Below are 21,153 nucleotides of genomic sequence, written 5' to 3' on the forward strand. Positions count from 1 at the left end.
CCTTGGAATTTGCTGAGGTAATCAGATAGCTATCGCGAGCAGGCTCACTCCTACAGGGGAACGCATTCCAAAATGTAGGAGTGAGCCTGCTCGCGATGAGGCCATCAGCAACACCGATAATCAAACAGACACAAAGAAGAACGAAGCAATCAACCCCATCCCCACAAACCACACCAGCGAGCGCAGGATCGCCCAGTCCGCCAGGTAGCAAATGATGTAGAGCAGGCGACTGGTGATAAACAGCACCGCCAGCACATTGACCGTCACCAGCTCCGCCGTCCCAACCAGGTGCGCAACAATCACTGCCGCCGCAAATGCCGGCGTCACTTCAAAGCTGTTCATCTGCGCGGCATGGGCACGCCTCGCCACACCGTTGAGACTTTCGAGAAAGTCGCGAGGGTCGTGGTTGTCACTCAGCCGGTAGCCACCCACGGCTTTCGCTACGCCAGTGCAGATATACGGCAGGAAAATCGCAATCAACACACACCACAGAGCCACCGTCATAACGCCGTCCTTTTTCGAGTTTTAGAGTTCGCGAGCGGTCAGAACTTCATTACCAGCATGCCGATCAGTACCAGCCCACAGGCTAAGAGCCGCGGCCGGCCAAAAGGTTCTTTGAGGTAACGCATACCGAACAGCACTACCAGAATCACGCTGATCTCGCGCAATGCCGCCGCCTCCGCAATCGAGCCCAATTGCATCGCCCACAGCACCAGAGCGTAGCTGGCCAATACGCAGAAGCCCACCGCCAACCCCAGCTTCCATTGCTCACGCCAGAACAACATGAACGCCGGACGCTTGGCGACCCATGCCAACAGCGGAAACGGCCAGGCGCTGAGCAGCGTGACCCAGACCAGATAATCCAAAGGATGGGACCAGCGCCGCAACGCCTGGCCATCAATGTAGGTGTAGCAGCCGATGCACAGGCCGATCAGCGCCACCACCGGCAGCATCGACCATGGCAAATGCTTGCCACCGCCACCCTGCCATAGCAGACAAACCATGCCGAACGGGATCAGCATGATGCCGAAGATTTGCTGCGTGGTGAGCACCTCTCCCGCGAAGATCAGGGTCAGCGCGAGCACCACCAAAGGCGATAATCCACGCATCAGCGGATATACCAGCCCGAGATCGCCGACCCGGTAGGCTTGAATCAGCAGATAGCGATAAAGCAGTTCAAAGGCTGCCGAAGCGAGAATCCACGGCCAGATTTCCATGGGCGGCAAGCTCACGAATGGAAACGCGATGGCAACGACCAGCAGCGCCACGGTGTCCATGCACGCCACTACCAACAGTCGCTCGGCGCTAAACTTGATTAACGTATTCCACGTCGCATGCAACAGCGCCGCCATCAATACCAAAGCTGTCGCCAGCACGTTCCACTCCTTATTGTTGTTAGCGAGCCAATTAGTCAGATTATTGATTCGCGATGTGTCAGCAGCTGTTTATACTGCAAGCGACCACGCCGCACTCAGTTGCGCACAGAAAAAACCAATAATTCCTGCCTGTACCGCCCTCCTTCGAGAGCGGTCGTCGGCCTGCGTATGCCTGATCAAAGCGTCAAGACTATCGACAGAGACCTTGCGCATGCCACTCGCCTTGCTTGCACTCGCTGTTGCCGCGTTCGGCATCGGCACCACTGAATTCGTCATCATGGGCCTGCTGCCCGATGTCGCCCGGGACCTCTCCGTGAGCATTCCCCATGCGGGCCTGCTGATTACCGGCTACGCCCTGGGCGTGGTCTTCGGCGCCCCGATCCTGGCGATCGGCACCGCAAACATGCCGCGCAAAGCAACGTTGCTGGGCATGACGCTGATGTTCATCCTCGGCAACATCCTCTGCGCACTCGCGCCGAACTACGCGACGCTGATGGCCGCTCGTGTGGTCACAGCCCTCTGTCACGGCGCGTTCTTCGGCATTGGCTCGGTGGTTGCCGCCGGGCTGGTCGCACCGAACAAACGCGCGCAGGCGATTGCAATGATGTTCACCGGCCTGACCTTGGCCAACGTTCTCGGCGTGCCGCTGGGCACAGCGCTCGGGCAGTACGCCGGCTGGCGCTCGACGTTCTGGGCGGTGTCGGTGATTGGTGTGATTGCGGCGCTCGCGCAATGGTTGTGGCTGCCAAAACACATCCCCATGGACAAGGCCAATCTCGCCAGCGAATTCAAGGTACTGGGCAAGGTCAACGTGTTGCTGGCTCTGGGCATGAGTGTGCTCGCGTCGACCAGTCTGTTCAGTGTGTTCACTTACATCGCGCCGATCCTCCAGGACATCACCGGCGTCAGCCCGCATGGCGTGACGGTGATGTTGCTGTTGTTCGGCGTCGGTTTGACCGGTGGCAGCATGCTCGGCGGGCGTCTGGCTGATAGCCGTTTGCTGCCGTCGCTGGTTGGTGTGGCCTTGGCGGTGGTGGTGATTCTGGCGGCGTTCAGTCAGACCAGTCGCTCGGTGGTACCAGCGGCAATCACGCTGGTGCTGTGGGGGATTTTCGCTTTTGCGCTGTGCCCGATTCTGCAACTGCTGATCATCGATCAGGCGCATGAAGCACCGAACCTGGGCTCGACGTTGAACCAGAGCGCATTCAACCTTGGCAACGCAGCGGGTGCGTGGATCGGCGGACTGGTGGTGGCCAGTGGCGCGGATCTGGCGGACTTGCCATGGACGGGTGCGCTGGTAGGTGTATTGACGGTGCTGACGGCGCTGTTTTTCATCTATCTGCAACGTCGCGAAGCGGCTGCGGTCAATGTGTCCGGCTAGCCCTCACCCTAACCCTCTCCCAGAGGGAGAGGGGACTGAATGGGGGATGCTTCAGAAGTACGCCGACCTGAACGCGCATTGCCGAATCCATAATCGACTCGGTTATTCAGGTCGATGCATGCCACAAGACAATAAGGTCGGCTCCCTCTCCCTCCGGGAGAGGGCTGGGGTGAGGGAAGCTTGTGCCCTCTGTCGCTCTCAGCCCATCAAACCCCTGCGCCCAAACATCGGGCGCGCTCCACTCACCCCTCATCCAAAGGACCCCGGATGCTTGAACTTGTCGCCGCTTTCATCTGCCTCACCACCCTCCTCACCTTCGTCAATTTCCGCTTCATCGGCCTGCCGCCGACCATCGGCGTGATGGTCACCGCGCTACTGTTCTCGCTGATCCTGCAAGGCCTGAGCGTGCTCGGTTACCCCGGTCTCGAAGAACGCGTGCAGCAACTGATTGGCCAGATCGACTTCGGCGATCTGCTGATGAACTGGATGCTCTCGTTCCTGCTGTTCGCCGGCGCCCTGCACGTCAACCTCAACGACCTGCGCAGCTACCGCTGGCCCATCGGTCTGTTGGCGACTTTCGGTGTGTTGATTGCCACCACGGTGATCGGCAGTCTCGCCTATTACATTTTTGCCCTGTTCGGCTGGCACGTGAGTTTCCTGTACTGCCTGTTGTTCGGCGCGCTGATTTCGCCGACCGACCCGATTGCGGTGCTCGGCGTGCTGCGTACCGCCAATGCCTCGAAACCGCTGAAAACCACCATCGTCGGCGAGTCGCTGTTCAACGACGGCACCGCTGTAGTGGTGTTCACCGTGTTACTGGGCATCGCCCAACTCGGCGAAACCCCGACCATCAGCGCCACCGCGATGTTGTTCGTTCACGAAGCGATTGGCGGTGTGCTGTTTGGCGGCCTGATCGGTTATCTGGTTTATCGAATGATCAAAAGCGTCGAGCAACACCAGATCACCGTGATGCTGACGCTGGCGCTGGTCATTGGTGGTTCGGCGATGTCTACCGAGATTCACGTTTCCGCACCGATTGCGATGGTGGTCGCAGGTCTGATCATCGGTAACGTCGGGCGCAATCTGGCGATGAATGACATGACCCGTCGTTATCTCGACGGTTTCTGGGAATTGCTCGATGACATGCTCAACGCGCTGCTGTTCGCGCTGATCGGCATGGAGCTGTTGCTGCTGCCATTCAACTGGCTGCACATGGCTGCAGCGGGTTTGCTGGCGGTGGCGATTCTGCTGTCGCGCCTGCTCACCGTGGCCCCGGCGATTGTCCTGCTGCGCCGCTGGCGGACGGTGCCGGCCGGCACCATCCGGATTCTGACCTGGGGCGGTTTGCGCGGCGGTGTTTCGGTGGCACTGGCGCTGGCCCTGCCATTGGGCCCGGAGCGCGATCTGCTGCTGAGCATCACTTACATCGTGGTGCTGTCATCGATCCTGTTGCAGGGTCTGACCATCGGCAAACTGGTCAAGTACGCAACTCGCAACGAGCCCGTGACCATCAGCGAAGCCGCTCACCACTGATCATTTTTTGATCTCCTGCGGTTCAGGTTTCCCGGCCTGATCCGCAGGCTCCTTAGGCGCACCGCTCTCGCTGCGAATCTGCGCATGGCTGATCAGCGCAAAGATAAAGCTGCCACCAATGATATTCCCCGCCAACGTGGGACCTGCGAAGACCATCCAGAAATCGCTCCACGGCAACTCGCCGGCAAACACCAGATACGACACTTCCGCTGAACCCACCACAATATGGGTGAAATCGCCGAGCGCCATCAGATAGGTGATGAGGATGATGATCCACATCTTCGCGCTCTCCATGGACGGGATCATCCAGACCATGGTGGCGATCATCCAGCCGGAGACAATGCCTTTGGCGAACATCTGACTGGCGTGGTTCTCCATCACCTTGCGGCCAATTTCGAGGAAGGCGTGGTCAGTCTTGGTGTCGAAGATCGGCAGTTCGAGCATCACGTACGCAACCAGAATCGTCCCGCACAGATTACCGACCAAAACCACTGTCCACAGGCGGATCAGCCGGCCGAAGTTTTTCAAGGTCGGTTTGGTCATGACCGGCAATACGGCGGTCAAGGTGTTTTCGGTAAACAGTTGCTGGCGGGCGAGGATCACCGCGAGGAAGCCTGCGCAGTAGCCGAAACTGGCGATTACCTTGAACTCGTCACCTTCGGGCAGACGCGAATTGAGCAGGCCCATGCCCATCAATGACAGGCCCATGGTCAACCCCGCCGCCAACGCCGACCACCAGAGCGCGGCGATGCTGCGTTCCAGTTCCTGATCGCCTTGGGTGCGGATGATTTCATGCAGAACGGCCGCGCGGGGCGGCTGGCTTTTCTCGACTTCGTGTTGCTCATCGGCCGAGAGATCGGGGGTCTTGCCGTCGGTGGGGGTGGTCATGGCGTGGGAACCGTGGGGGTGGTGTTTACCTACGACCCCGGCGGTTCATGGCTGTTCAGTGGCCTGATCAATCTTCGGTGACAGGACAACCGCTTTCGCGAGCAAGCTCGCTCCCACAGGTACAGCGTGATCCTTGTGGGAGCGAGCTTGCTCGCGAAGAAAGCACCGCCGATGTTATTTGGTGACCAATTCATCTTCCTGGAACTGATCTTTCACATATTTGATTTCAGTGCGCCCGTGCGGAGCCGGCAAACCGTCTTCACCGAGGTTCACAAACACCATCTTCTCAACCGTCAGAATGCTTTTGCGGGTGATTTTGTTGCGCACTTCGCAGGTCAGGGTGATCGAGGTGCGGCCGAACTCGGTGGCGGTGATGCCCAGTTCGATGATGTCGCCCTGGCGCGAGGCGCTGACGAAGTTGATTTCGGAAATGTACTTGGTCACCACGCGCTGATTGCCCAACTGGACGATCGCGTAAATCGCCGCTTCTTCGTCGATCCAGCGCAACAGGCTGCCACCGAACAGGGTGCCGTTGGGGTTGAGGTCTTCGGGTTTTACCCATTTGCGGGTGTGGAAATTCATCTTCACTCCTGAGTGTCTTGCCGAACGATGGACGGTATCTTGGCAGACTGAGCGGTCAGGCTCCATGCGGCTTCGACTATGGTCGTCATTAACGATCTTCATCTGGCCGACAGAAACCCTTTGGAAGATCAGTCTAGACGGCTATAATCGCCCCCGTTTCAAAACGGTAACGTTCACTTGCTACCGTTTTCCCGCCACCTGTCCGAGGGGCGCTGCAGCAGGTTCAACCTGTCAGGCTCGGATGGGGCGTTGACTGGCTCAGGCCGGACACTAAACGCACAACGGCGCCCATTCGCATACATTACGAATGGAGGCTCTTCATGAGCGCTGTTATCACGCCTGCAGATTTTAACGATTACAAAGTTGCCGACATGTCCCTGGCTGCCTGGGGCCGTCGCGAAACCATCATCGCCGAATCGGAAATGCCGGCCCTGATGGGTCTGCGTCGCAAGTACTCCGGCGAACAGCCGTTGAAAGGCGCCAAGATCCTCGGCTGCATCCACATGACCATTCAGACTGCCGTGCTGATCGAAACCCTGGTTGCCCTGGGTGCCGAAGTACGCTGGTCGTCCTGCAACATTTTCTCGACTCAGGATCAGGCTGCTGCCGCTATCGCTGCTGCCGGTATCCCGGTTTTCGCCTGGAAAGGCGAAACTGAAGAAGAGTACGAGTGGTGCCTGGAGCAGACCATCCTGAAGGATGGCCAGCCATGGGACGCCAACATGATCCTCGACGACGGCGGCGACCTGACTCAGCTGCTGCACGACAAGTACCCACAAGTACTGGATCGCGTTCACGGCGTGACCGAAGAAACCACCACCGGCGTACACCGTCTGCTGGACATGCTGGCCAAAGGCGAGCTGAAAATCCCGGCCATCAACGTCAACGACTCGGTGACCAAGTCCAAGAACGACAACAAGTACGGCTGCCGTCACAGCCTGAACGACGCGATCAAGCGTGGTACCGACCACCTGCTGTCCGGCAAGCAAGCGCTGGTCATCGGTTACGGTGACGTGGGCAAGGGTTCGGCTCAGTCGCTGCGTCAGGAAGGCATGATCGTTAAAGTCTCCGAAGTTGACCCGATCTGCGCCATGCAAGCATGCATGGACGGTTTCGAACTGGTTTCGCCGTTCATCGACGGTATCAACGACGGTTCCGAAGCGAGCATCGACAAAGCGCTGCTGGGTAAGATCGACCTGATCGTGACCACCACCGGTAACGTCAATGTTTGCGACGCGAACATGCTCAAAGCCCTGAAGAAGCGCGCTGTTGTCTGCAACATCGGTCACTTCGACAACGAAATCGACACCGCTTTCATGCGCAAGAACTGGGCATGGGAAGAAGTGAAGCCACAGGTACACAAGATCCACCGTACCGGCCCGGGCGCGTTCGACGCGCAGAACGACGACTACCTGATCCTGCTGGCCGAAGGCCGTCTGGTTAACCTGGGTAACGCCACTGGCCACCCAAGCCGCATCATGGACGGTTCGTTCGCCAACCAGGTTCTGGCACAGATCTTCCTGTTCGGCCAGAAGTACGCCGACCTGTCGCCAGCCCAGAAAGCCGAGCGCCTGACCGTTGAAGTACTGCCGAAGAAACTCGACGAAGAAGTGGCCCTGGAAATGGTTCGCGGCTTCGGCGGCGTGGTCACCCAACTGACCAAGCAACAGGCTGACTACATCGGCGTGACCGTCGAAGGCCCGTTCAAGCCGCACGCTTACCGCTACTAACAGGTGCTTGCTCGCTCTCCCTGTGGGAGCGAGCCTGCTCGCGAAGGCGGTTTATCATTCAGCATCCGTGTTGTCTGACCCGGCGCTTTCGCGAGCAGGCTCGCTCCCACACGGGATTGCAGCGCCTCGAAGGTTCTTGTTTCCAAGGGTATGACCATGTCCCAAGACCGTCGCTACAGCTTCGAGTTCTTCCCGACCAAGACCGATGCTGGGCATGAAAAGCTGCTCAACGTTGCCCGTCAGTTGGCAACGTACAATCCCGATTTCTTCTCCTGCACCTATGGAGCTGGTGGTTCGACCCGTGATCGCACCCTCAACACCGTTCTGCAACTGGAAAGCGAAGTCAAAGTACCGGCCGCACCGCACCTGTCGTGCGTCGGCGACAGCAAGGACGACCTGCGCGGCCTGCTGAACGAATACAAGGCTGCCGGCATCAAGCGTATCGTCGCGCTGCGTGGCGACCTGCCATCCGGCATGGGCATGACCAGCGGTGAGCTGCGTCACGCCAATGAACTGGTTGAATTCATTCGTGAAGAAACCGGTGATCATTTCCATATCGAAGTTGCCGCTTACCCGGAGATGCATCCGCAAGCACGCAACTACGAAGACGATCTGGCCAATTTCATCCGCAAGGCCCGTGCCGGCGCCGACAGCGCAATCACCCAATACTTCTTCAACGCCGACAGCTACTTCTATTTCGTCGAGCGTTTGCAGGCGCAGGGTGTGGATCTGCCGATCGTTCCGGGGATCATGCCGATCACCAACTACAGCAAACTCGCGCGCTTCTCTGATGCCTGCGGTGCGGAAATCCCGCGCTGGATCCGCAAGCAACTGGAAGCCTACGGCGATGACACGCAAAGCATTCAGCGCTTTGGTGAGCAAGTTGTCAGCGAGATGTGCGAACGCCTGCTGCAAGGTGGCGCGCCGGGTCTGCACTTCTATTCAATGAACCAGGCTGAGCCTAGCCTGGCGATCTGGAATAACCTGAAGTTGCCGCGTTAAGCCTCATAGAAAGATCAAAAGATCGCAGTCTTCGGCAGCTCCTACTGGGGTGTCGCAGCTGCGATCTTTTGCTTTTAAAGGCCCGAAACAGAGCTTGTGCAGGCACTTTCTGGCTCTTTCGCGTTTCTCGTCGTAATCTCAAGCCATGCCTTTGATCACGCAATTATTCGCCGTGCTGGTTTTTGCTTGCCTGAGCTTCGCCGCTCGAGGCGAAAAGTTGCGTATTGTCACCGAGCCGTGGGCGCCCTATGTCTACGAAGAGAACGGTAAAAACCTCGGGCTGGATTACGAAACCACGGCCATTGTCTTCAAACGTCTGGGCATCGAAGTCGAATGGCAGTTCTTGCCGTGGAAGCGCTGCCTGTCGATGCTTGAGACCGGTCAGGCCGATGGCGCGCTGGACATTTTTCACAGCGACGAGCGCGACGCCACCCTGCTTTACCCGAGCGAGCCGCTGTCGGACGTCGAGTTCGTCCTGTTCTACGCCAACGACCGGCCGCACCCGTTCAGCAAACTCGAAGAGCTCAAAGGCCTGACCATCGGCACCTCGCCGGGTTATCTGTACAGCCCCGATTTCAGCGAATCAACACTGTTTACCCGTGAACCGGCACCGACCCACGAAGCCAACTTCGGCAAACTGGTGCGCGGCCGCATCGACTTGCTGATCACCGATCGCCGTGTCGGTCAGCACTTGCTCGATGAGCTGGATATTCGCGATCAGATCACCGAAAACCCCACTGTCATTAGCCGCCAGAGCCAGTTTCTCGCGGTTAGACGCAATGCCGGCATGGATTTGCTGGTGCAGCGATTTGGCGCCGAGCTCAAGCGATTCAAGCGCGAACCGGCTTACGCCGAGCTGAGCGCACGCTACGGCGCGGCTCCCGCCATGGCTGCGCCGCTGGGCAATGCCACGGCCAGCGGCAAAACCGTTGAGCAGCAGGAAAGCAGCGCGCAGTGATTGCTCTGTTATACTCCGGCGTTCCCGCCAGGCTCACGCCCGGACGCCCGGAACCGTAACAGGCCTCTCGACCCGCTACAGCGCAGCTTTGCAGCCCGCGCGAGCACTCCAGACGTGCCTTCGGAACCGCAGCAGGACCGGACGGGATTGCGTCCTCTTAAACGTGATTCGCGCCAGGCAAGACTCCCATTGGGCCAAGCCCTAACTAAAACAGGATTACTCATGTCCTTTGCTTCCCTCGGTCTCTCCGAGGCTTTAGTCCGCGCCATCGAAGATGCGGGCTATACCGAGCCTACTCCGGTGCAACAGCGGGCCATTCCCGCCGTGTTGCAAGGTCGCGACCTGATGGTTGCGGCACAGACAGGTACCGGTAAAACCGGCGGTTTCGCCCTTCCGATCCTGGAGCGGTTGTTCCCCAACGGTCACCCGGACAAATCCCAGCGTCATGGCCCGCGCCAACCGCGCGTACTGGTCCTGACCCCGACCCGCGAACTCGCGGCCCAGGTTCACGAGAGCTTCAAGATCTACGCCCGTGACCTGAAATTCGTCAGCGCCTGCATCTTCGGCGGCGTCGGCATGAACCCACAGGTTCAGGCCATGTCCCGCGGCGTCGACGTACTCGTTGCCTGCCCGGGTCGCTTGCTCGACCTCTGCGGCCAGGGCAGCGTTGACCTGTCCCATGTGGAAATCCTCGTCCTCGACGAAGCCGACCGCATGCTCGACATGGGTTTCGTGCACGACGTGAAGAAAGTCCTCGCGCGCCTGCCGTCCAAGCGTCAGAACCTGCTGTTCTCGGCGACCTTCTCCAAAGACATCACCGACCTCGCCGGCAAGCTGCTGCACAACCCGGAACGCATCGAAGTGACGCCGCCGAACACCACGGTCGAGCGCATCGAACAACGCGTGTTCCGTCTGCCGGCCAGCCACAAGCGTGCGCTGCTGGCGCACCTGATCACCGCCGGCGCGTGGGAACAGGTGCTGGTGTTCACCCGCACCAAGCACGGCGCCAACCGTCTGGCCGAGTACCTGGACAAGCACGGCCTGCCGGCTGTAGCGATCCACGGTAACAAGAGCCAGAACGCGCGCACCAAAGCGCTGGCCGACTTCAAGGCCAACCAGGTACGCATCCTGGTTGCGACCGACATCGCCGCACGCGGTCTGGACATCGATCAGTTGCCACACGTGGTCAACTTCGAACTGCCGAACGTCGATGAAGACTACGTGCACCGTATCGGCCGTACTGGCCGTGCCGGTCGTTCGGGCGAGGCGATCTCGCTGGTTGCCCCGGACGAAGAGAAACTGCTGAAAAGCATCGAACGCATGACCAAGCAGAAAATCGCCGACGGCGACCTGATGGGCTTCGATTCGAGCACCATTGAAGCCGAGAAGCCGGAAGTGCGTGAGCGTCCGGACGTGCGTAACCCACGCAATCCACGTGGCCCACGCGGCGACGGCCCGAATGGCGGCGGAGGTGGCGGCGGTCGTAAAGACAAAGGCAAAGACAAGGGCAAGGAAAAACCGGCCGGCGAACGTGGCGAGCGCCCTGCTCGTCAGCAGAAACCGCGCGAAGGCACTCCGAGCCGCGAACAGCGTCCGAGCCAACCGCCACGTGCGGCGGCTGATCGTGCACCGGACGAGTTCCTCGACGACGATATCGATAACTTCGGTAACCGCGTTGATTACGTACCAAAACCAGCCCCTGCCGGCGGCCGTGGCCGTCGTCCAGGCGCACCGGCTCAAGGTGCAGGCGCAGGTTCGGGCGCACCACGTGGCGGTCAGTCGCAGGGTCGTCAGAACGGTCCGCGCAACAGCAACGGTTCGAGCACCGGCACCCCGCCAGCCAAGCGTAGCGGCCCGCGCAACGGCGCACCGCGTGATGGTCAGTCGGGTCGTCGCGACGAATCCTCCTCGTCCTCGCGCAATCGTCGTCCGGCCCGTGACGATCAGCCACGCAGCGAGCCAGCCGTGCAGAACCCGCGCAGCAACGGCCCGAAGATCATGCACAAGGAATCGAAAGCCGACCGCTTCCCGACGCCTGAGCAGCTCGATCAACTGCCAAGCCGCCCGCGTGGCGAAAAACCAGCATTGCTGACCCGCAATCGCTGAGTTAACGCCGCCATATAAAATGCCCCGACTCGCAAGAGCCGGGGCATTTTTTTGCCGCCACGAATCCCCCTGAATCACCGCATATACCCTGTGGGAGCGAGCCTGCTCGCGAAAGCGGTCATTCAGCCAACATCATTGCTGACTGACCCGCCGCCTTCGCGAGCAGGCTCGCTCCCACAGGGGATGTGTGTGTGTGTCGTAGGCAATAAAAAACGCCCCCGATCTTTCGACCGGGGGCGTTTTTGTGTGGCGGGAGGAAAGTTATTTAACTTTCACGCCTTCCAGCGAGATATCCAGATCCGCAGTTTGCGAGGTAGGACCTGGGCCCTTGATCCCGAAATCGTTCAGGTTGAGGGTGGTCTTGGCGTTGAAGCCAGCGCGTTCGCCGCCCCATGGATCCTTGCCTTCGCCGTTGAACGTAGCCTTGAAGGTCACAGGCTTGGTCACACCGTGCAGGGTCAGGTCGCCAGTCACATCAGCAGTCTTTTCACCGGTCGATTTAACGGCGGTGGAGACGAACTTGGCATCAGCAAACTTGCCAACGTCGAGGAAGTCTTTGCTGGCGATGTGCTTGTCACGTTCAGCGTGGTTCGACCACAGGCTGGCGGTTTTCACATCAACCGAGATCTTGCTGGCTTCAGGCTTGGCCGAATCCCACGAGAATGTACCGTCGAAATCCTTGAAAGTACCGTGAATGAAGCTGTAGCCCAGGTGGCTGATTTTCCAGTCAACGAAGGCGTGCTGACCTTCCTTGTCGATTTTGTAGTCCGCAGCCATGGCCTGACCAGCCGAGAGCAGTGCAGAACCGATTGCCAGAGCGGCCAGAGTCTTTTTCAACATGCTTTCTTTTCCTTTGAGTCGAGGTTGAATTTCAGGCTTTGCGACCGAGCATTCGCGTCAGGGTCGCATCACGATCGATAAAGTGGTGCTTCAATGCTGCCAACGCATGGAGGCCGGAAAAAATTACCAGTGCCCACGCGAGCCAGAGATGAATCACCCCAGCGGTATCTGCCTGATCCGGTAGCCCGGAAACCAGTGCAGGAACTTCAAACAGGCCAAACACCGGAATCCCGACACCGTCTGCGGTGGAAATCAGGTAACCGGCAAGCATCACAGCGAACAGCGCCAGATACAGAAACCCATGGCCGAACTTGGCGCCGATACGGGTCATCCGGCTGTAGCTTTGCAGCGTCGGCGGCGGTGGGCTGATAAAGCGCCACAGCACCCGCAACACCATCACACCCAACAGCACCAGACCGATGCTTTTGTGCAGATCCGGCGCCTCTTTGCGCCAGCTGCTGTAGTAATCCAGCCCGACCATCCACAGGCCCAGCGCGAACAGCCCGAAGACCACCAGCGCCACGCCCCAGTGCATGAAGATGCTGACCCAACCATAGCGCGAAGAAGAGTTACGTAGCTGCATTGCCCAAATCCTGTGAGAACTGCGAACCAAGACTAGCGAGTTATCTATCGAATTAAAGCGGAAAATTTTGCTTTGAAATATCGAGAAATACGATCAAGAGTCTGAAAGTGGCGTGTTAAGGAAAGATTAAAGGCGATTTTGGCGTGGGACGTCTGGACAAATGATCGTTGCTGAACCCTCGGGCGCCTGCACAAGCGCAAGCAAAGGTGGCCAAGGGAAACTGCCGAACGGGACAGAGTTATTCAAGTAACCGGTTCTTTATTCATGGCTGATTAGTTATGAAGTACCGCCGGTGGTTGCAGGCAATCGGCGCTGTAGGGATCTATCTGGCATTTATGCGCGAGTTCTGAACTATAACCGCCAGGTAAGAAACGCCCGTTGGAGCAACCTGGAAGTGCAATCAGCAAAAGCATGAGCGTGAACGTTTTCATCAAGTGCCTCCTATTTTTCCCAGCATAGAATTGGCGCCGGGGCACCCGCTATCACCTCACTCTGAGTATTTTGTGGGAAGGCTCCGGTACACAAGTAAGCTCCGTGACCGGATGGCGAAGGACAAAAATGCAGGAAAAAAAACGCGACCCGAAGGCCGCGTTTTTTATTGAAGCAAAGGCTTACTGCGCCTTGGTCTCAGTAGTGGCTGCCGGCTTGGCCGCTGGCTTCTTCGCCGGTTCAGCCTTTTTCGCTGCCGGTTTGGCCGCAGGCTTTTTCGCCTCGGTTTTAGCCGCTGGCTTCTTCACCGCTGGCTTGGCCGCCGCTTTCTTCGCCGGTTCAGCTTTCACCGGGGTCGCTGGCTTCGGTGCTTCCACCGGAGCTGGCGCAGGTGCTGGAGTCGGCGCAGGCGCTGGAGCAACCGGAGCAGGAGCCGGTTCTGGCGCCTTCACAGACTCTGGCTTCTTCTCGTCATCCGAACCGCCGAACAGATTAGTGAAGAAGTTGCCCTTCTTCGCCGCCACGGCACCCGCCGCGCCTGCCGCTGCTGCAGCCGGCACTACTTTGGCTGGCTCGAACGATTTGCCTGCCGCCAGATCTTCAACCTGACTCGCCGCCCGCTGACCGGTGCGCAGTGCGCCTTCCAGCGTGCCCGGGTACAAGGTGTCGGTGTGTTCGCCGGCGAACGTCACGCGTTGCAGTGGACGTTCCCACAGACGCCAGAACTTGCTGATCTGCCCCGGGCCGTAAGCCAGGTAGGCGCCGCCCATCGACGGGTCGGTGCTGTAGCGACGGATTTCATAACCGGTGAACGAGCCACGAGCCTGTGGATAAAACGCGTGCAGACGAATTAGCACCTGATCGACCATTTGCTTGTCGCCAAACGCCTGCATCACACGAGCGTTGTCGCCGGACAGGTTGATCACCACGTTGGCGCCGCCCTTCAGGGCAGGTTCGATCCAAAGCATGCCGAGACCGGTGTTGCTGTAGATCTCGCCGGACATGCGCGCCTTGCTTTCCCACACCGGCGTCTTGAACTTCAGCATGATCTGGTCGCGCCAGCCGTAGTTGGTGCCTTTGATCGCGGCCAGATGCTGGGCATCCAGTGCCGGCGTCAGGGCAATCTTGTTCAGTGCGCGCAATGGCACGGCCAGTACGACGTAATCAGCCTGGTAGCCAACACTGCCGACCTTGACGGTCACGCCGTCCTTGTCCTGATTGATCGCCGACACCGGCGAGTTGGTCTTGATGGTCTTGATCTGTTTGACGAACGCCTGCGCCAGCACTTGGCTGCCGCCGACCAGACGCGAAGCGCGCAGGTCACGGTCGGAGATGCCGCGATACACGCGGTTCTGCTGAGCGAAATACAGCAGCGACAGACGCGAAGGCTCGTCGTAGTGGGTGCGGATGTCCTGGTTGATCAACTGACGTGCGGTGGCCGGCAGGTTCTGCTTGTCGAGCCAGCTCGATACGGTGATCTGGTCCAGTGCGTGCAGGGTGCTGGTTGCCGCCGGGTTCTGCGGATCGTCGATGGAACGCGCCAGATCATCGAGGGTTTTCTGGTAGCGCTTCAAGGCATCGGCGGTGGCCGGCTGCTTGGTCGCCAGATCGGCGGCAGAGAAATACTCGCCGTCGATCAGGTAGCCCGGGGTCCGCACGAATTCCGGCGCCGGCGTGGTGCCCAGCTTGAACGTCGAAACGTACTTGTTCAGCACTGGCTGGGTCTTGTCGTTGCCGATCCACTCGCTGGTGGCCATACCCGAGCGACCACCCAGGCTCGGTTTGGCTTCCAGCAGGGTGACCTGCCAGCCTTTGTTTTGCAGCTCATAAGCGGCGGTCAGGCCCGACAGGCCGCCGCCGATCACGATTGCAGTTTTATCCTTGGCCAGCGCTGTAACGCTGAACAGCCCCAACATCACCAGCGCACAGGCGCGCAGCCAACCGACAGACATTCAGCGAACTCCGGAAATACACATAGGAAAAAGCAGTTTTGCGGGTCAGACGACCCAAAGAACCGCGAAGAATACGTTAGCCATCAAAACGCCGCCAGCGACGTCTATCGGCTCATACAAAGTAGCTCAATCGACACAATGGGTTGTCCCCGCGCGATGCATTGCATAGGCTTGCGCGATTGTTTGCCCGCGCCTGACGCGAGCCGCCTCGAGGAGACTGTAAATGGGCCTGAATAACCAGTGGATGCAACGCGACCTCGCGGTGTTGTGGCATCCCTGTACCCAGATGAAAGACCACGAACAGCTGCCGCTGATCCCGATCAAGCGCGGCGAAGGCGTCTGGCTCGAAGACTTCGAAGGCAAGCGCTACCTCGACGCCGTCAGCTCGTGGTGGGTCAACGTGTTCGGCCACGCCAACCCGCGCATCAACCAGCGCATCAAGGATCAGGTCGATCAGCTGGAACACGTGATTCTGGCCGGTTTCAGCCATCAACCGGTGATCGAGCTGTCCGAGCGTCTGGTGAAGATGACCCCGGAAGGCCTGAACCGGGTGTTCTATGCCGATAACGGTTCGTCCTGCATCGAAGTCGCGCTGAAGATGAGCTTTCATTACTGGCTCAATCGCGGCCAACCGAACAAGAAGCGCTTCGTCACCCTGACCAACAGCTACCACGGTGAAACCATGGCAGCGATGGCGGTCGGTGACGTGCCGCTGTTCACCGAAACCTACAAAGCGCTGTTGATGGACACCATCAAGGTGCCGAGCCCGGATTGCTACGGACGCCCCGAAGGCATGAGCTGGGAAGACCATTCGCGCAATATGTTCGCCGCCATGGAACAGACCTTGGCAGAAAATCATGACAGCGTCGCGGCAGTGATCGTCGAGCCGTTGATTCAGGGTGCCGGCGGCATGCGCATGTATCACCCGGTGTATCTGAAATTGCTTCGCGAGGCCTGCGACCGTTACGGCGTGCACCTGATTCTCGACGAGATTGCCGTTGGTTTCGGTCGCACCGGGACGATGTTTGCCTGCGAGCAGGCCGGTATTCGCCCGGACTTTCTCTGCTTGTCGAAGGCGCTGACCGGCGGCTATCTGCCGCTGGCGGCGTGCCTGACCACCGATGAGGTCTACAGCGCGTTCTACGACGACTATCCAACCCTGCGCGCCTTCCTCCATTCGCACAGCTACACCGGCAACCCGCTGGCGTGCGCGGCGGCACTGGCGACGCTGGATATCTTCGAGCAGGACAACGTCATCGCGAACAACAAAGCGCTGGCTCAGCGCATGGCGTCGGCGACGGCGCATCTGGTCGATCACCCGAACGTCTCCGAAGTACGCCAGACCGGCATGGTCCTGGCCATCGAGATGGTCAAGGATAAAGCCACGAAAGAGGCCTACCCTTGGCAGGAACGTCGCGGTTTGAAAGTGTTCCAGCATGCACTGGAACGTGGCGCGTTGCTGCGCCCGCTCGGTAGCGTGGTGTATTTCCTGCCGCCGTACGTGATCACCCCGGAGCAGATCGACTTCCTCGCCGAAGTGGCCAGCGAAGGCATCGATATAGCTACGCGTGACAGCGTCAGCGTCGCCGTGCCAAAAGACTTCCACCCGGGGTTCCGCGATCCAGGCTGATTCAAAAAATTTGTGGCGCCTGAACTGCCGCTTTCGCGAGCAAGCTCGCTCCCACAGGGGAATGCATTCCAAATGTGGGAGCGAGCTTGCTCGCGAATGAAGTCGACACCGATCCACCTGATTCACATCTTTCCAGAGACCCGAAATGAGACTGTCCCGCTTCTTTATCGACGCCCCCCTGAGCACCGGCGAACACGAATTGCCGGAAGCCCAGGCGCATTACATCAGCCGCGTACTGCGCATGGCCGAGGGCGATGCGGTGCAGCTGTTCGACGGTTCCGGCCATGAATTTCGCGGCGCCCTGCTGGAAGTCGGCAAGAAGCGCGTGACCGTACAGATCGATGAGCAATTCGCCGGCCAGGTCGAATCGCCGCTGCACATTCACCTCGGCCAGGGCCTGTCCCGAGGCGAGCGCATGGATTGGGCAATTCAGAAAGCCACCGAACTGGGCGTGAATGAAATCACCCCGATCTTCAGTGATCGCTGTGAAGTCCGCCTGAAAGATGAACGTGCCGACAAACGCCTGCTGCACTGGCGTCAGGTGGCGATCAGCGCGTGCGAACAATGTGGACGCTCGCGGGTGCCGGTGATTCATCCGCCGGTGTTGCTGGCGGACTGGATCAAGCAGACCGAAGCCGAGTTGAAACTGGTGCTGCACCCGGTGGCGGAGCCGTTGGTGAGTCATGCCAAACCGGCGACGCTGGCGTTCCTGATCGGGCCGGAAGGTGGTTTGACGGATGCCGAGGTCGAGCAGGCCAAGAGCAACGGCTTCCACGCCGCCCGCCTTGGACCGCGCGTATTGCGTACCGAGACGGCGCCGGTGGTTGCACTGGCGGTGGCCCAGCAGCTTTGGGGTGACTTCTAAGGCCTCTTCGCGAGCAAGCTCGCTCCCACAGTAGATCTCCAGTGAGCACAGATTTTGTGAACACCCTAGATACAGTGTGGGAGCGAGCTTGCTCGCGAATGCGGTGTGTCATTCAGCAAAAATGTTGGTTGACCTGACGCCTTCGCGAGCAAGTTCACTCCCACAGGGATTGCATTTACAGGACATAAAACAGAATCGCGACAAAGTGCAGCAAACTCCCGGCAATCACGAACAAATGCCAGATCCCATGCGCATGCCGCAGTCGGTGATCCAAGGCAAAAAAGATAATCCCCACCGTATACAAAACCCCGCCCGACGCCAGCCAGGCAAACCCGGCCGTACCCAGCGCCGCAATCAAAGGCTTCACCGCCACCAACACAATCCAGCCCATCACCGCATAAATCACGATCGACAGAATCCGCGCCTCCGAACGCGGTTTGATCTCTTGCAGAATGCCGATCAGCGCCAGCCCCCAGACAATTCCGAACAACGTCCAGCCCCACGGCCCACGCAGGGTGACCAGACAGAATGGCGTGTAGCTACCGGCAATCAGCAAATAGATCGAAAAATGATCGACCTTCTTCATGATCGCTTTCTTGCGCCCGCGCACGCTGTGGTACACGGTCGAGGCGCTGTAGAGCACCAGTAAGGTAAACGCGTAGATCGCCACACTGACAATCTTCCACGGGCTGCCGTCGAGGCTGGCGATCACCAGCATCCAGACGCCGCCGATAAACGCTGCCACTGCCCCGACCAAATGCGTCCAGGCGTTGAGTTTTTCTCCGTGATACATGTATCGCTCACCTCAATATTCGTTACCGCAGCGCGCAAGGCTCGGGCCTTGAGCGTAAAAGCGCAATGTTTCTGTTCAACATCAGCCTGCGCGCGTCGTGGTAATTGGGCACAATCGGCCGATACCAAAAAGAGTCCGCGCCATGCTGATCGACGAAGAATTGACCCTGAAAAAACTCGAGGTGTTCCTCGCTTTCATGCGTACCGGCAACCTCGCCCGCGCCGCTGCCGAGTTGCAGACCAGCAACGTCAGCGTGCACCGCGCCATTCATTCGCTGGAAAGCGCCCTGCGCTGCCCGTTGTTCAAGCACGAAGGCCGTAACCTGACGCCGCTGGAAAGCGCTTACGTGCTGGAAGAACGGGCGCAGAAGCTGATCAACGACGTCGTCGAAAGCGTGCGCCTGACCCGCGAAGCCGCCGGGTTCTCCGCCGAACGCTTCAAACTCGGCTCGCTGTATTCGCTGACCGTGAAAACCGTACCGCAACTGATCATGGGCCTGAAAATCCGCCGCAGCGAACTCAATATCGACCTGATCCTCGGCTCGAACATCGACCTGCTCTACAAGCTGAAGAACATGGAAGTCGACGCGATTCTGGTGTCGCTGGATGACAGCATCAACGACCCGGATTGCGAGCAGATCGCGCTGTTTTCTGACGACATCTTCCTCGCCACACCGGCGGATTCAAAGTTTGCCCAGCGCAGTGAAGTGGATCTGGCGGAAGTCCGGGATGAAACTTTTATCACCTTGACCCAGGGTTTTGCCACGCATCAGGACGGTAACCGGGTATTCAAGCAGGCGGGGTTCGAGCCGAAAGTGGCGATGCAGGTGAATGACATCTTCACGCTGTTGAGCATGGTCAGTTCGGGAGTGGGTTATGCATTGCTGCCGGGGCGGATTGCGGCGGTGTATGAGAATCGGGTGAAGTTGATTCCGCTGCAGGAGAAGTACCGGTTGCAGCAGCACATTGGCGTGGTGTTTTTGAAGGCCAAGGAGAGGGATCCGAATTTGCTGGCGTTGCTGGCGGAGTGTCGGATGCATGCCAATCGACAGGCTGGGATTTAGAGCAAAATCAAGATCAAGAGCAACCCCCTCACCCCAGCCCTCCCGAAACGTCGGACCGCCCCCAAGGGGTAGAGGGGGGAAGGGAGCAGACCGGGGGCCTTTCAAAACCTGAGTTCGACTCGGAAATTTCAGGTCGGCGTACTTCCAACATTCAGCTCGGTCAGTCCCCTCTCCCTACGGGCGGTCCGACGTTTCGGGAGGGCTAGGGTGAGGGCAGCTCTTAGCTGTTATCCCACCAACCCGCGCATCGCCAAAAACAACAGCGAAGGCCCAAGCAAACACCCAAGCGCGGTATAAAACGCCGCCGTCAGACAGCCGTAAGGCACCAGCTTCGGATCCGTCGCCGCCAACCCGCCGGCCACACCACTGGACGTGCCCATCAGCCCGCCGAAAATCACCGCGCTGCGTGGATTGTTCAGGCCAATCATCGGAGCCACGAACGGCGTCATCACCATCACCAGAATCGCCTTGATCAACCCCGCTGCAATCGACAGCGCCATGACCTCGGAACTGGCGCCAATCGCCGCGCCGGTCACCGGGCCGACGATGTAGGTCACCGCGCCGGCACCAATAGTGGTCAGGCTAACGGCATCGGTATAACCGAACGCCATCGCCACACCAACACCCGCCACGAACGACGTGCCTACGCCGACAAACAGCGCCAGCACCCCGACGAACCCTGCCCGTTTCAGCTCATCGACACTCACGCCAAACGCCGTGGCCACAATCGCAAAATCGCGCAGCATCGCACCACCGAGCAAACCGATGCCCGACAGCAACGGAATATCCACTACGCCCTTCTGCCCACCGGTCAGCGCGCCGCCGACATACGACAGCACCAGCCCCAGCAAAATGGCGATGGCCGAGCCGTGCAAACGGCCCTTGGTGAAGGTGTTGGACATCCAGTAGGACACCCACATGGTCAGGCCGACAATCAGGAAACCGCTGATCAAACCGTAGCCGGTGATCACTTTCATCATCGATTCGTACATGGCGATTACCCCCGCAGTCTTGGCTGGAGCGATCGGGGTCTGCTCCTTGTTGCCCATGCGCGTCAGCACGGGCACCAGGGCAAAAGCGATCACCACGGCAAGCGTCCCGGCGAGAATCGCCATTGGCCCGCCCTTGAGCGCGCCGTACACGTTCTGCTGCGCTGCCATCGCCACTACGATCGGAATGTAGATAGCGCTCCAGAACTCGACACCCTGCTCGGTCTTGCCCTTGAGCCAGCCGCTTTTGTTCAGATAACTGCCGAGGCCAATCAACAGCAGCATCGCAATGCCGACGCCGCCGACGTTGGCCGGCACGCCGATCAGCTTGCCGAGCAGTTCACCGACCCAGATACCCACCAACGTACAAAAGGCGAGAAACGCCACACCGTAAATAATCATTGTTGTAGTCCTCAAAGTGCATCGTCGAATGTTGTTTTTGTTGTTCGAAGC

Annotated in this window: 18 protein-coding genes, 1 pseudogene and 1 riboswitch; of the genes and pseudogenes, 9 read left to right on the plus strand and 10 right to left on the minus strand. The window is 59.2% G+C overall.

Annotated features, from left to right (window positions below; all coding sequences use genetic code 11):
• Positions 1-120: 120 nt before the first annotated feature.
• Positions 121-504 carry an MAPEG family protein gene (locus tag AB4N74_RS21765; protein WP_008081053.1) on the minus strand — a complete coding sequence of 128 codons (384 nt, stop codon included), beginning with the start codon at positions 502-504 and terminating at the stop codon, positions 121-123.
• 38 nt (positions 505-542) lie between these two features.
• Positions 543-1,376 carry an EamA family transporter gene (locus AB4N74_RS21770; protein WP_093429860.1) on the minus strand — a complete coding sequence of 278 codons (834 nt, stop codon included), beginning with the start codon at positions 1,374-1,376 and terminating at the stop codon, positions 543-545.
• 211 nt (positions 1,377-1,587) lie between these two features.
• Here AB4N74_RS21770 and AB4N74_RS21775 point away from each other — a divergent pair, with 211 nt between their 5' ends.
• Positions 1,588-2,757 (plus strand): MFS transporter, encoded by a 1,170-nt coding sequence (locus tag AB4N74_RS21775; protein ID WP_093429859.1) that lies wholly within the window; start codon positions 1,588-1,590, stop codon positions 2,755-2,757.
• Between the two features lie 267 nt (positions 2,758-3,024).
• On the plus strand, positions 3,025-4,290 hold the full coding sequence (locus tag AB4N74_RS21780) for a cation:proton antiporter (RefSeq protein WP_099757401.1): 1,266 nt from the start codon (positions 3,025-3,027) through the stop codon (positions 4,288-4,290).
• Here the strand turns inward: AB4N74_RS21780 and AB4N74_RS21785 are convergent, their stop codons facing one another.
• Positions 4,291-5,178, minus strand: a complete 888-nt coding sequence (locus tag AB4N74_RS21785) for a formate/nitrite transporter family protein (protein WP_093429857.1) — start codon at positions 5,176-5,178, stop codon at positions 4,291-4,293.
• Positions 5,179-5,352: 174 nt separating this feature from the next.
• The gene (locus AB4N74_RS21790; RefSeq protein ID WP_016984776.1) at positions 5,353-5,760 is read right to left on the minus strand and encodes an acyl-CoA thioesterase; all 408 of its coding nucleotides are present in this window, start codon (positions 5,758-5,760) and stop codon (positions 5,353-5,355) included.
• A gap of 198 nt (positions 5,761-5,958) precedes the next feature.
• Positions 5,959-6,057, plus strand: a riboswitch (S-adenosyl-L-homocysteine riboswitch).
• A 23-nt stretch (positions 6,058-6,080) separates the two neighbouring features.
• Here AB4N74_RS21790 and ahcY point away from each other — a divergent pair.
• From ahcY to AB4N74_RS21810, 4 genes are all read left to right on the plus strand, one after another.
• The gene (gene ahcY / locus AB4N74_RS21795) at positions 6,081-7,490 is read left to right on the plus strand and encodes an adenosylhomocysteinase (RefSeq protein ID WP_064388105.1); all 1,410 of its coding nucleotides are present in this window, start codon (positions 6,081-6,083) and stop codon (positions 7,488-7,490) included.
• Between the two features lie 156 nt (positions 7,491-7,646).
• Positions 7,647-8,492: a methylenetetrahydrofolate reductase [NAD(P)H] gene (metF, locus tag AB4N74_RS21800; RefSeq protein ID WP_093429977.1), complete on the plus strand. Its 846-nt coding sequence runs from the start codon at positions 7,647-7,649 to the stop codon at positions 8,490-8,492.
• Between the two features lie 145 nt (positions 8,493-8,637).
• Positions 8,638-9,450, plus strand: a complete 813-nt coding sequence (locus AB4N74_RS21805; RefSeq protein ID WP_093429856.1) for a substrate-binding periplasmic protein — start codon at positions 8,638-8,640, stop codon at positions 9,448-9,450.
• Positions 9,451-9,672: 222 nt separating this feature from the next.
• Positions 9,673-11,556, plus strand: coding sequence for a DEAD/DEAH box helicase (locus tag AB4N74_RS21810; protein ID WP_093429855.1), 1,884 nt, complete (start codon positions 9,673-9,675; stop codon positions 11,554-11,556).
• A gap of 261 nt (positions 11,557-11,817) precedes the next feature.
• Here AB4N74_RS21810 and AB4N74_RS21815 read toward each other — a convergent pair whose 3' ends face one another.
• The 3 genes from AB4N74_RS21815 to AB4N74_RS21825 form a co-directional block, all read right to left on the minus strand.
• Positions 11,818-12,396 carry a YceI family protein gene (locus AB4N74_RS21815; protein WP_038358767.1) on the minus strand — a complete coding sequence of 193 codons (579 nt, stop codon included), beginning with the start codon at positions 12,394-12,396 and terminating at the stop codon, positions 11,818-11,820.
• A gap of 31 nt (positions 12,397-12,427) precedes the next feature.
• On the minus strand, positions 12,428-12,979 hold the full coding sequence (locus AB4N74_RS21820; RefSeq protein WP_077574882.1) for a cytochrome b: 552 nt from the start codon (positions 12,977-12,979) through the stop codon (positions 12,428-12,430).
• A gap of 611 nt (positions 12,980-13,590) precedes the next feature.
• The gene (locus AB4N74_RS21825; RefSeq protein WP_460097207.1) at positions 13,591-15,360 is read right to left on the minus strand and encodes a flavin monoamine oxidase family protein; all 1,770 of its coding nucleotides are present in this window, start codon (positions 15,358-15,360) and stop codon (positions 13,591-13,593) included.
• A gap of 223 nt (positions 15,361-15,583) precedes the next feature.
• On the opposite strand from AB4N74_RS21825, the gene AB4N74_RS21830 reads away from it, so the two are divergent.
• Entirely contained in the window at positions 15,584-16,990 is a 1,407-nt protein-coding gene (locus AB4N74_RS21830) for an adenosylmethionine--8-amino-7-oxononanoate transaminase (protein ID WP_460097209.1), read from the plus strand.
• Positions 16,991-17,135: 145 nt separating this feature from the next.
• Positions 17,136-17,855 (plus strand): 16S rRNA (uracil(1498)-N(3))-methyltransferase, encoded by a 720-nt coding sequence (locus AB4N74_RS21835; RefSeq protein ID WP_099757406.1) that lies wholly within the window; start codon positions 17,136-17,138, stop codon positions 17,853-17,855.
• Positions 17,856-18,030: 175 nt separating this feature from the next.
• On the opposite strand, the gene trhA is transcribed toward AB4N74_RS21835, so the two are convergent.
• Positions 18,031-18,648 carry a PAQR family membrane homeostasis protein TrhA gene (trhA, locus tag AB4N74_RS21840; protein WP_007964065.1) on the minus strand — a complete coding sequence of 206 codons (618 nt, stop codon included), beginning with the start codon at positions 18,646-18,648 and terminating at the stop codon, positions 18,031-18,033.
• A gap of 142 nt (positions 18,649-18,790) precedes the next feature.
• Between trhA and AB4N74_RS21845 the strand changes: the two genes are divergently transcribed.
• Positions 18,791-19,711, plus strand: coding sequence for a LysR family transcriptional regulator (locus tag AB4N74_RS21845; RefSeq protein WP_460097211.1), 921 nt, complete (start codon positions 18,791-18,793; stop codon positions 19,709-19,711).
• Between the two features lie 227 nt (positions 19,712-19,938).
• On the opposite strand, the gene madM is transcribed toward AB4N74_RS21845, so the two are convergent.
• Entirely contained in the window at positions 19,939-20,703 is a 765-nt protein-coding gene (gene madM / locus AB4N74_RS21850; RefSeq protein ID WP_016984761.1) for a malonate transporter subunit MadM, read from the minus strand.
• 9 nt (positions 20,704-20,712) lie between these two features.
• Positions 20,713-21,102, minus strand: a pseudogene (madL, locus tag AB4N74_RS21855) (malonate transporter subunit MadL); the annotation flags it as partial.
• Between the last annotated feature and the right edge of the window lie 51 nt (positions 21,103-21,153).

It is taken from the genome of Pseudomonas sp. H3_C08, assembly GCF_054669455.1.

Coding starts and splice junctions, on each gene's coding strand:
- AB4N74_RS21765 (WP_008081053.1), bottom strand. CDS start 504: ATGACGGTGGCTCTGTGGTGTGTGTTGATTGCGATTTTCCTGCCGTAT.
- AB4N74_RS21775 (WP_093429859.1), top strand. CDS start 1,588: ATGCCACTCGCCTTGCTTGCACTCGCTGTTGCCGCGTTCGGCATCGGC.
- AB4N74_RS21780 (WP_099757401.1), top strand. CDS start 3,025: ATGCTTGAACTTGTCGCCGCTTTCATCTGCCTCACCACCCTCCTCACC.
- AB4N74_RS21785 (WP_093429857.1), bottom strand. CDS start 5,178: ATGACCACCCCCACCGACGGCAAGACCCCCGATCTCTCGGCCGATGAG.
- AB4N74_RS21790 (WP_016984776.1), bottom strand. CDS start 5,760: ATGAATTTCCACACCCGCAAATGGGTAAAACCCGAAGACCTCAACCCC.
- ahcY (WP_064388105.1), top strand. CDS start 6,081: ATGAGCGCTGTTATCACGCCTGCAGATTTTAACGATTACAAAGTTGCC.
- metF (WP_093429977.1), top strand. CDS start 7,647: ATGTCCCAAGACCGTCGCTACAGCTTCGAGTTCTTCCCGACCAAGACC.
- AB4N74_RS21805 (WP_093429856.1), top strand. CDS start 8,638: ATGCCTTTGATCACGCAATTATTCGCCGTGCTGGTTTTTGCTTGCCTG.
- AB4N74_RS21810 (WP_093429855.1), top strand. CDS start 9,673: ATGTCCTTTGCTTCCCTCGGTCTCTCCGAGGCTTTAGTCCGCGCCATC.
- AB4N74_RS21815 (WP_038358767.1), bottom strand. CDS start 12,396: ATGTTGAAAAAGACTCTGGCCGCTCTGGCAATCGGTTCTGCACTGCTC.
- AB4N74_RS21820 (WP_077574882.1), bottom strand. CDS start 12,979: ATGCAGCTACGTAACTCTTCTTCGCGCTATGGTTGGGTCAGCATCTTC.
- AB4N74_RS21825 (WP_460097207.1), bottom strand. CDS start 15,360: ATGTCTGTCGGTTGGCTGCGCGCCTGTGCGCTGGTGATGTTGGGGCTG.
- AB4N74_RS21830 (WP_460097209.1), top strand. CDS start 15,584: ATGGGCCTGAATAACCAGTGGATGCAACGCGACCTCGCGGTGTTGTGG.
- AB4N74_RS21835 (WP_099757406.1), top strand. CDS start 17,136: ATGAGACTGTCCCGCTTCTTTATCGACGCCCCCCTGAGCACCGGCGAA.
- trhA (WP_007964065.1), bottom strand. CDS start 18,648: ATGTATCACGGAGAAAAACTCAACGCCTGGACGCATTTGGTCGGGGCA.
- AB4N74_RS21845 (WP_460097211.1), top strand. CDS start 18,791: ATGCTGATCGACGAAGAATTGACCCTGAAAAAACTCGAGGTGTTCCTC.
- madM (WP_016984761.1), bottom strand. CDS start 20,703: ATGTACGAATCGATGATGAAAGTGATCACCGGCTACGGTTTGATCAGC.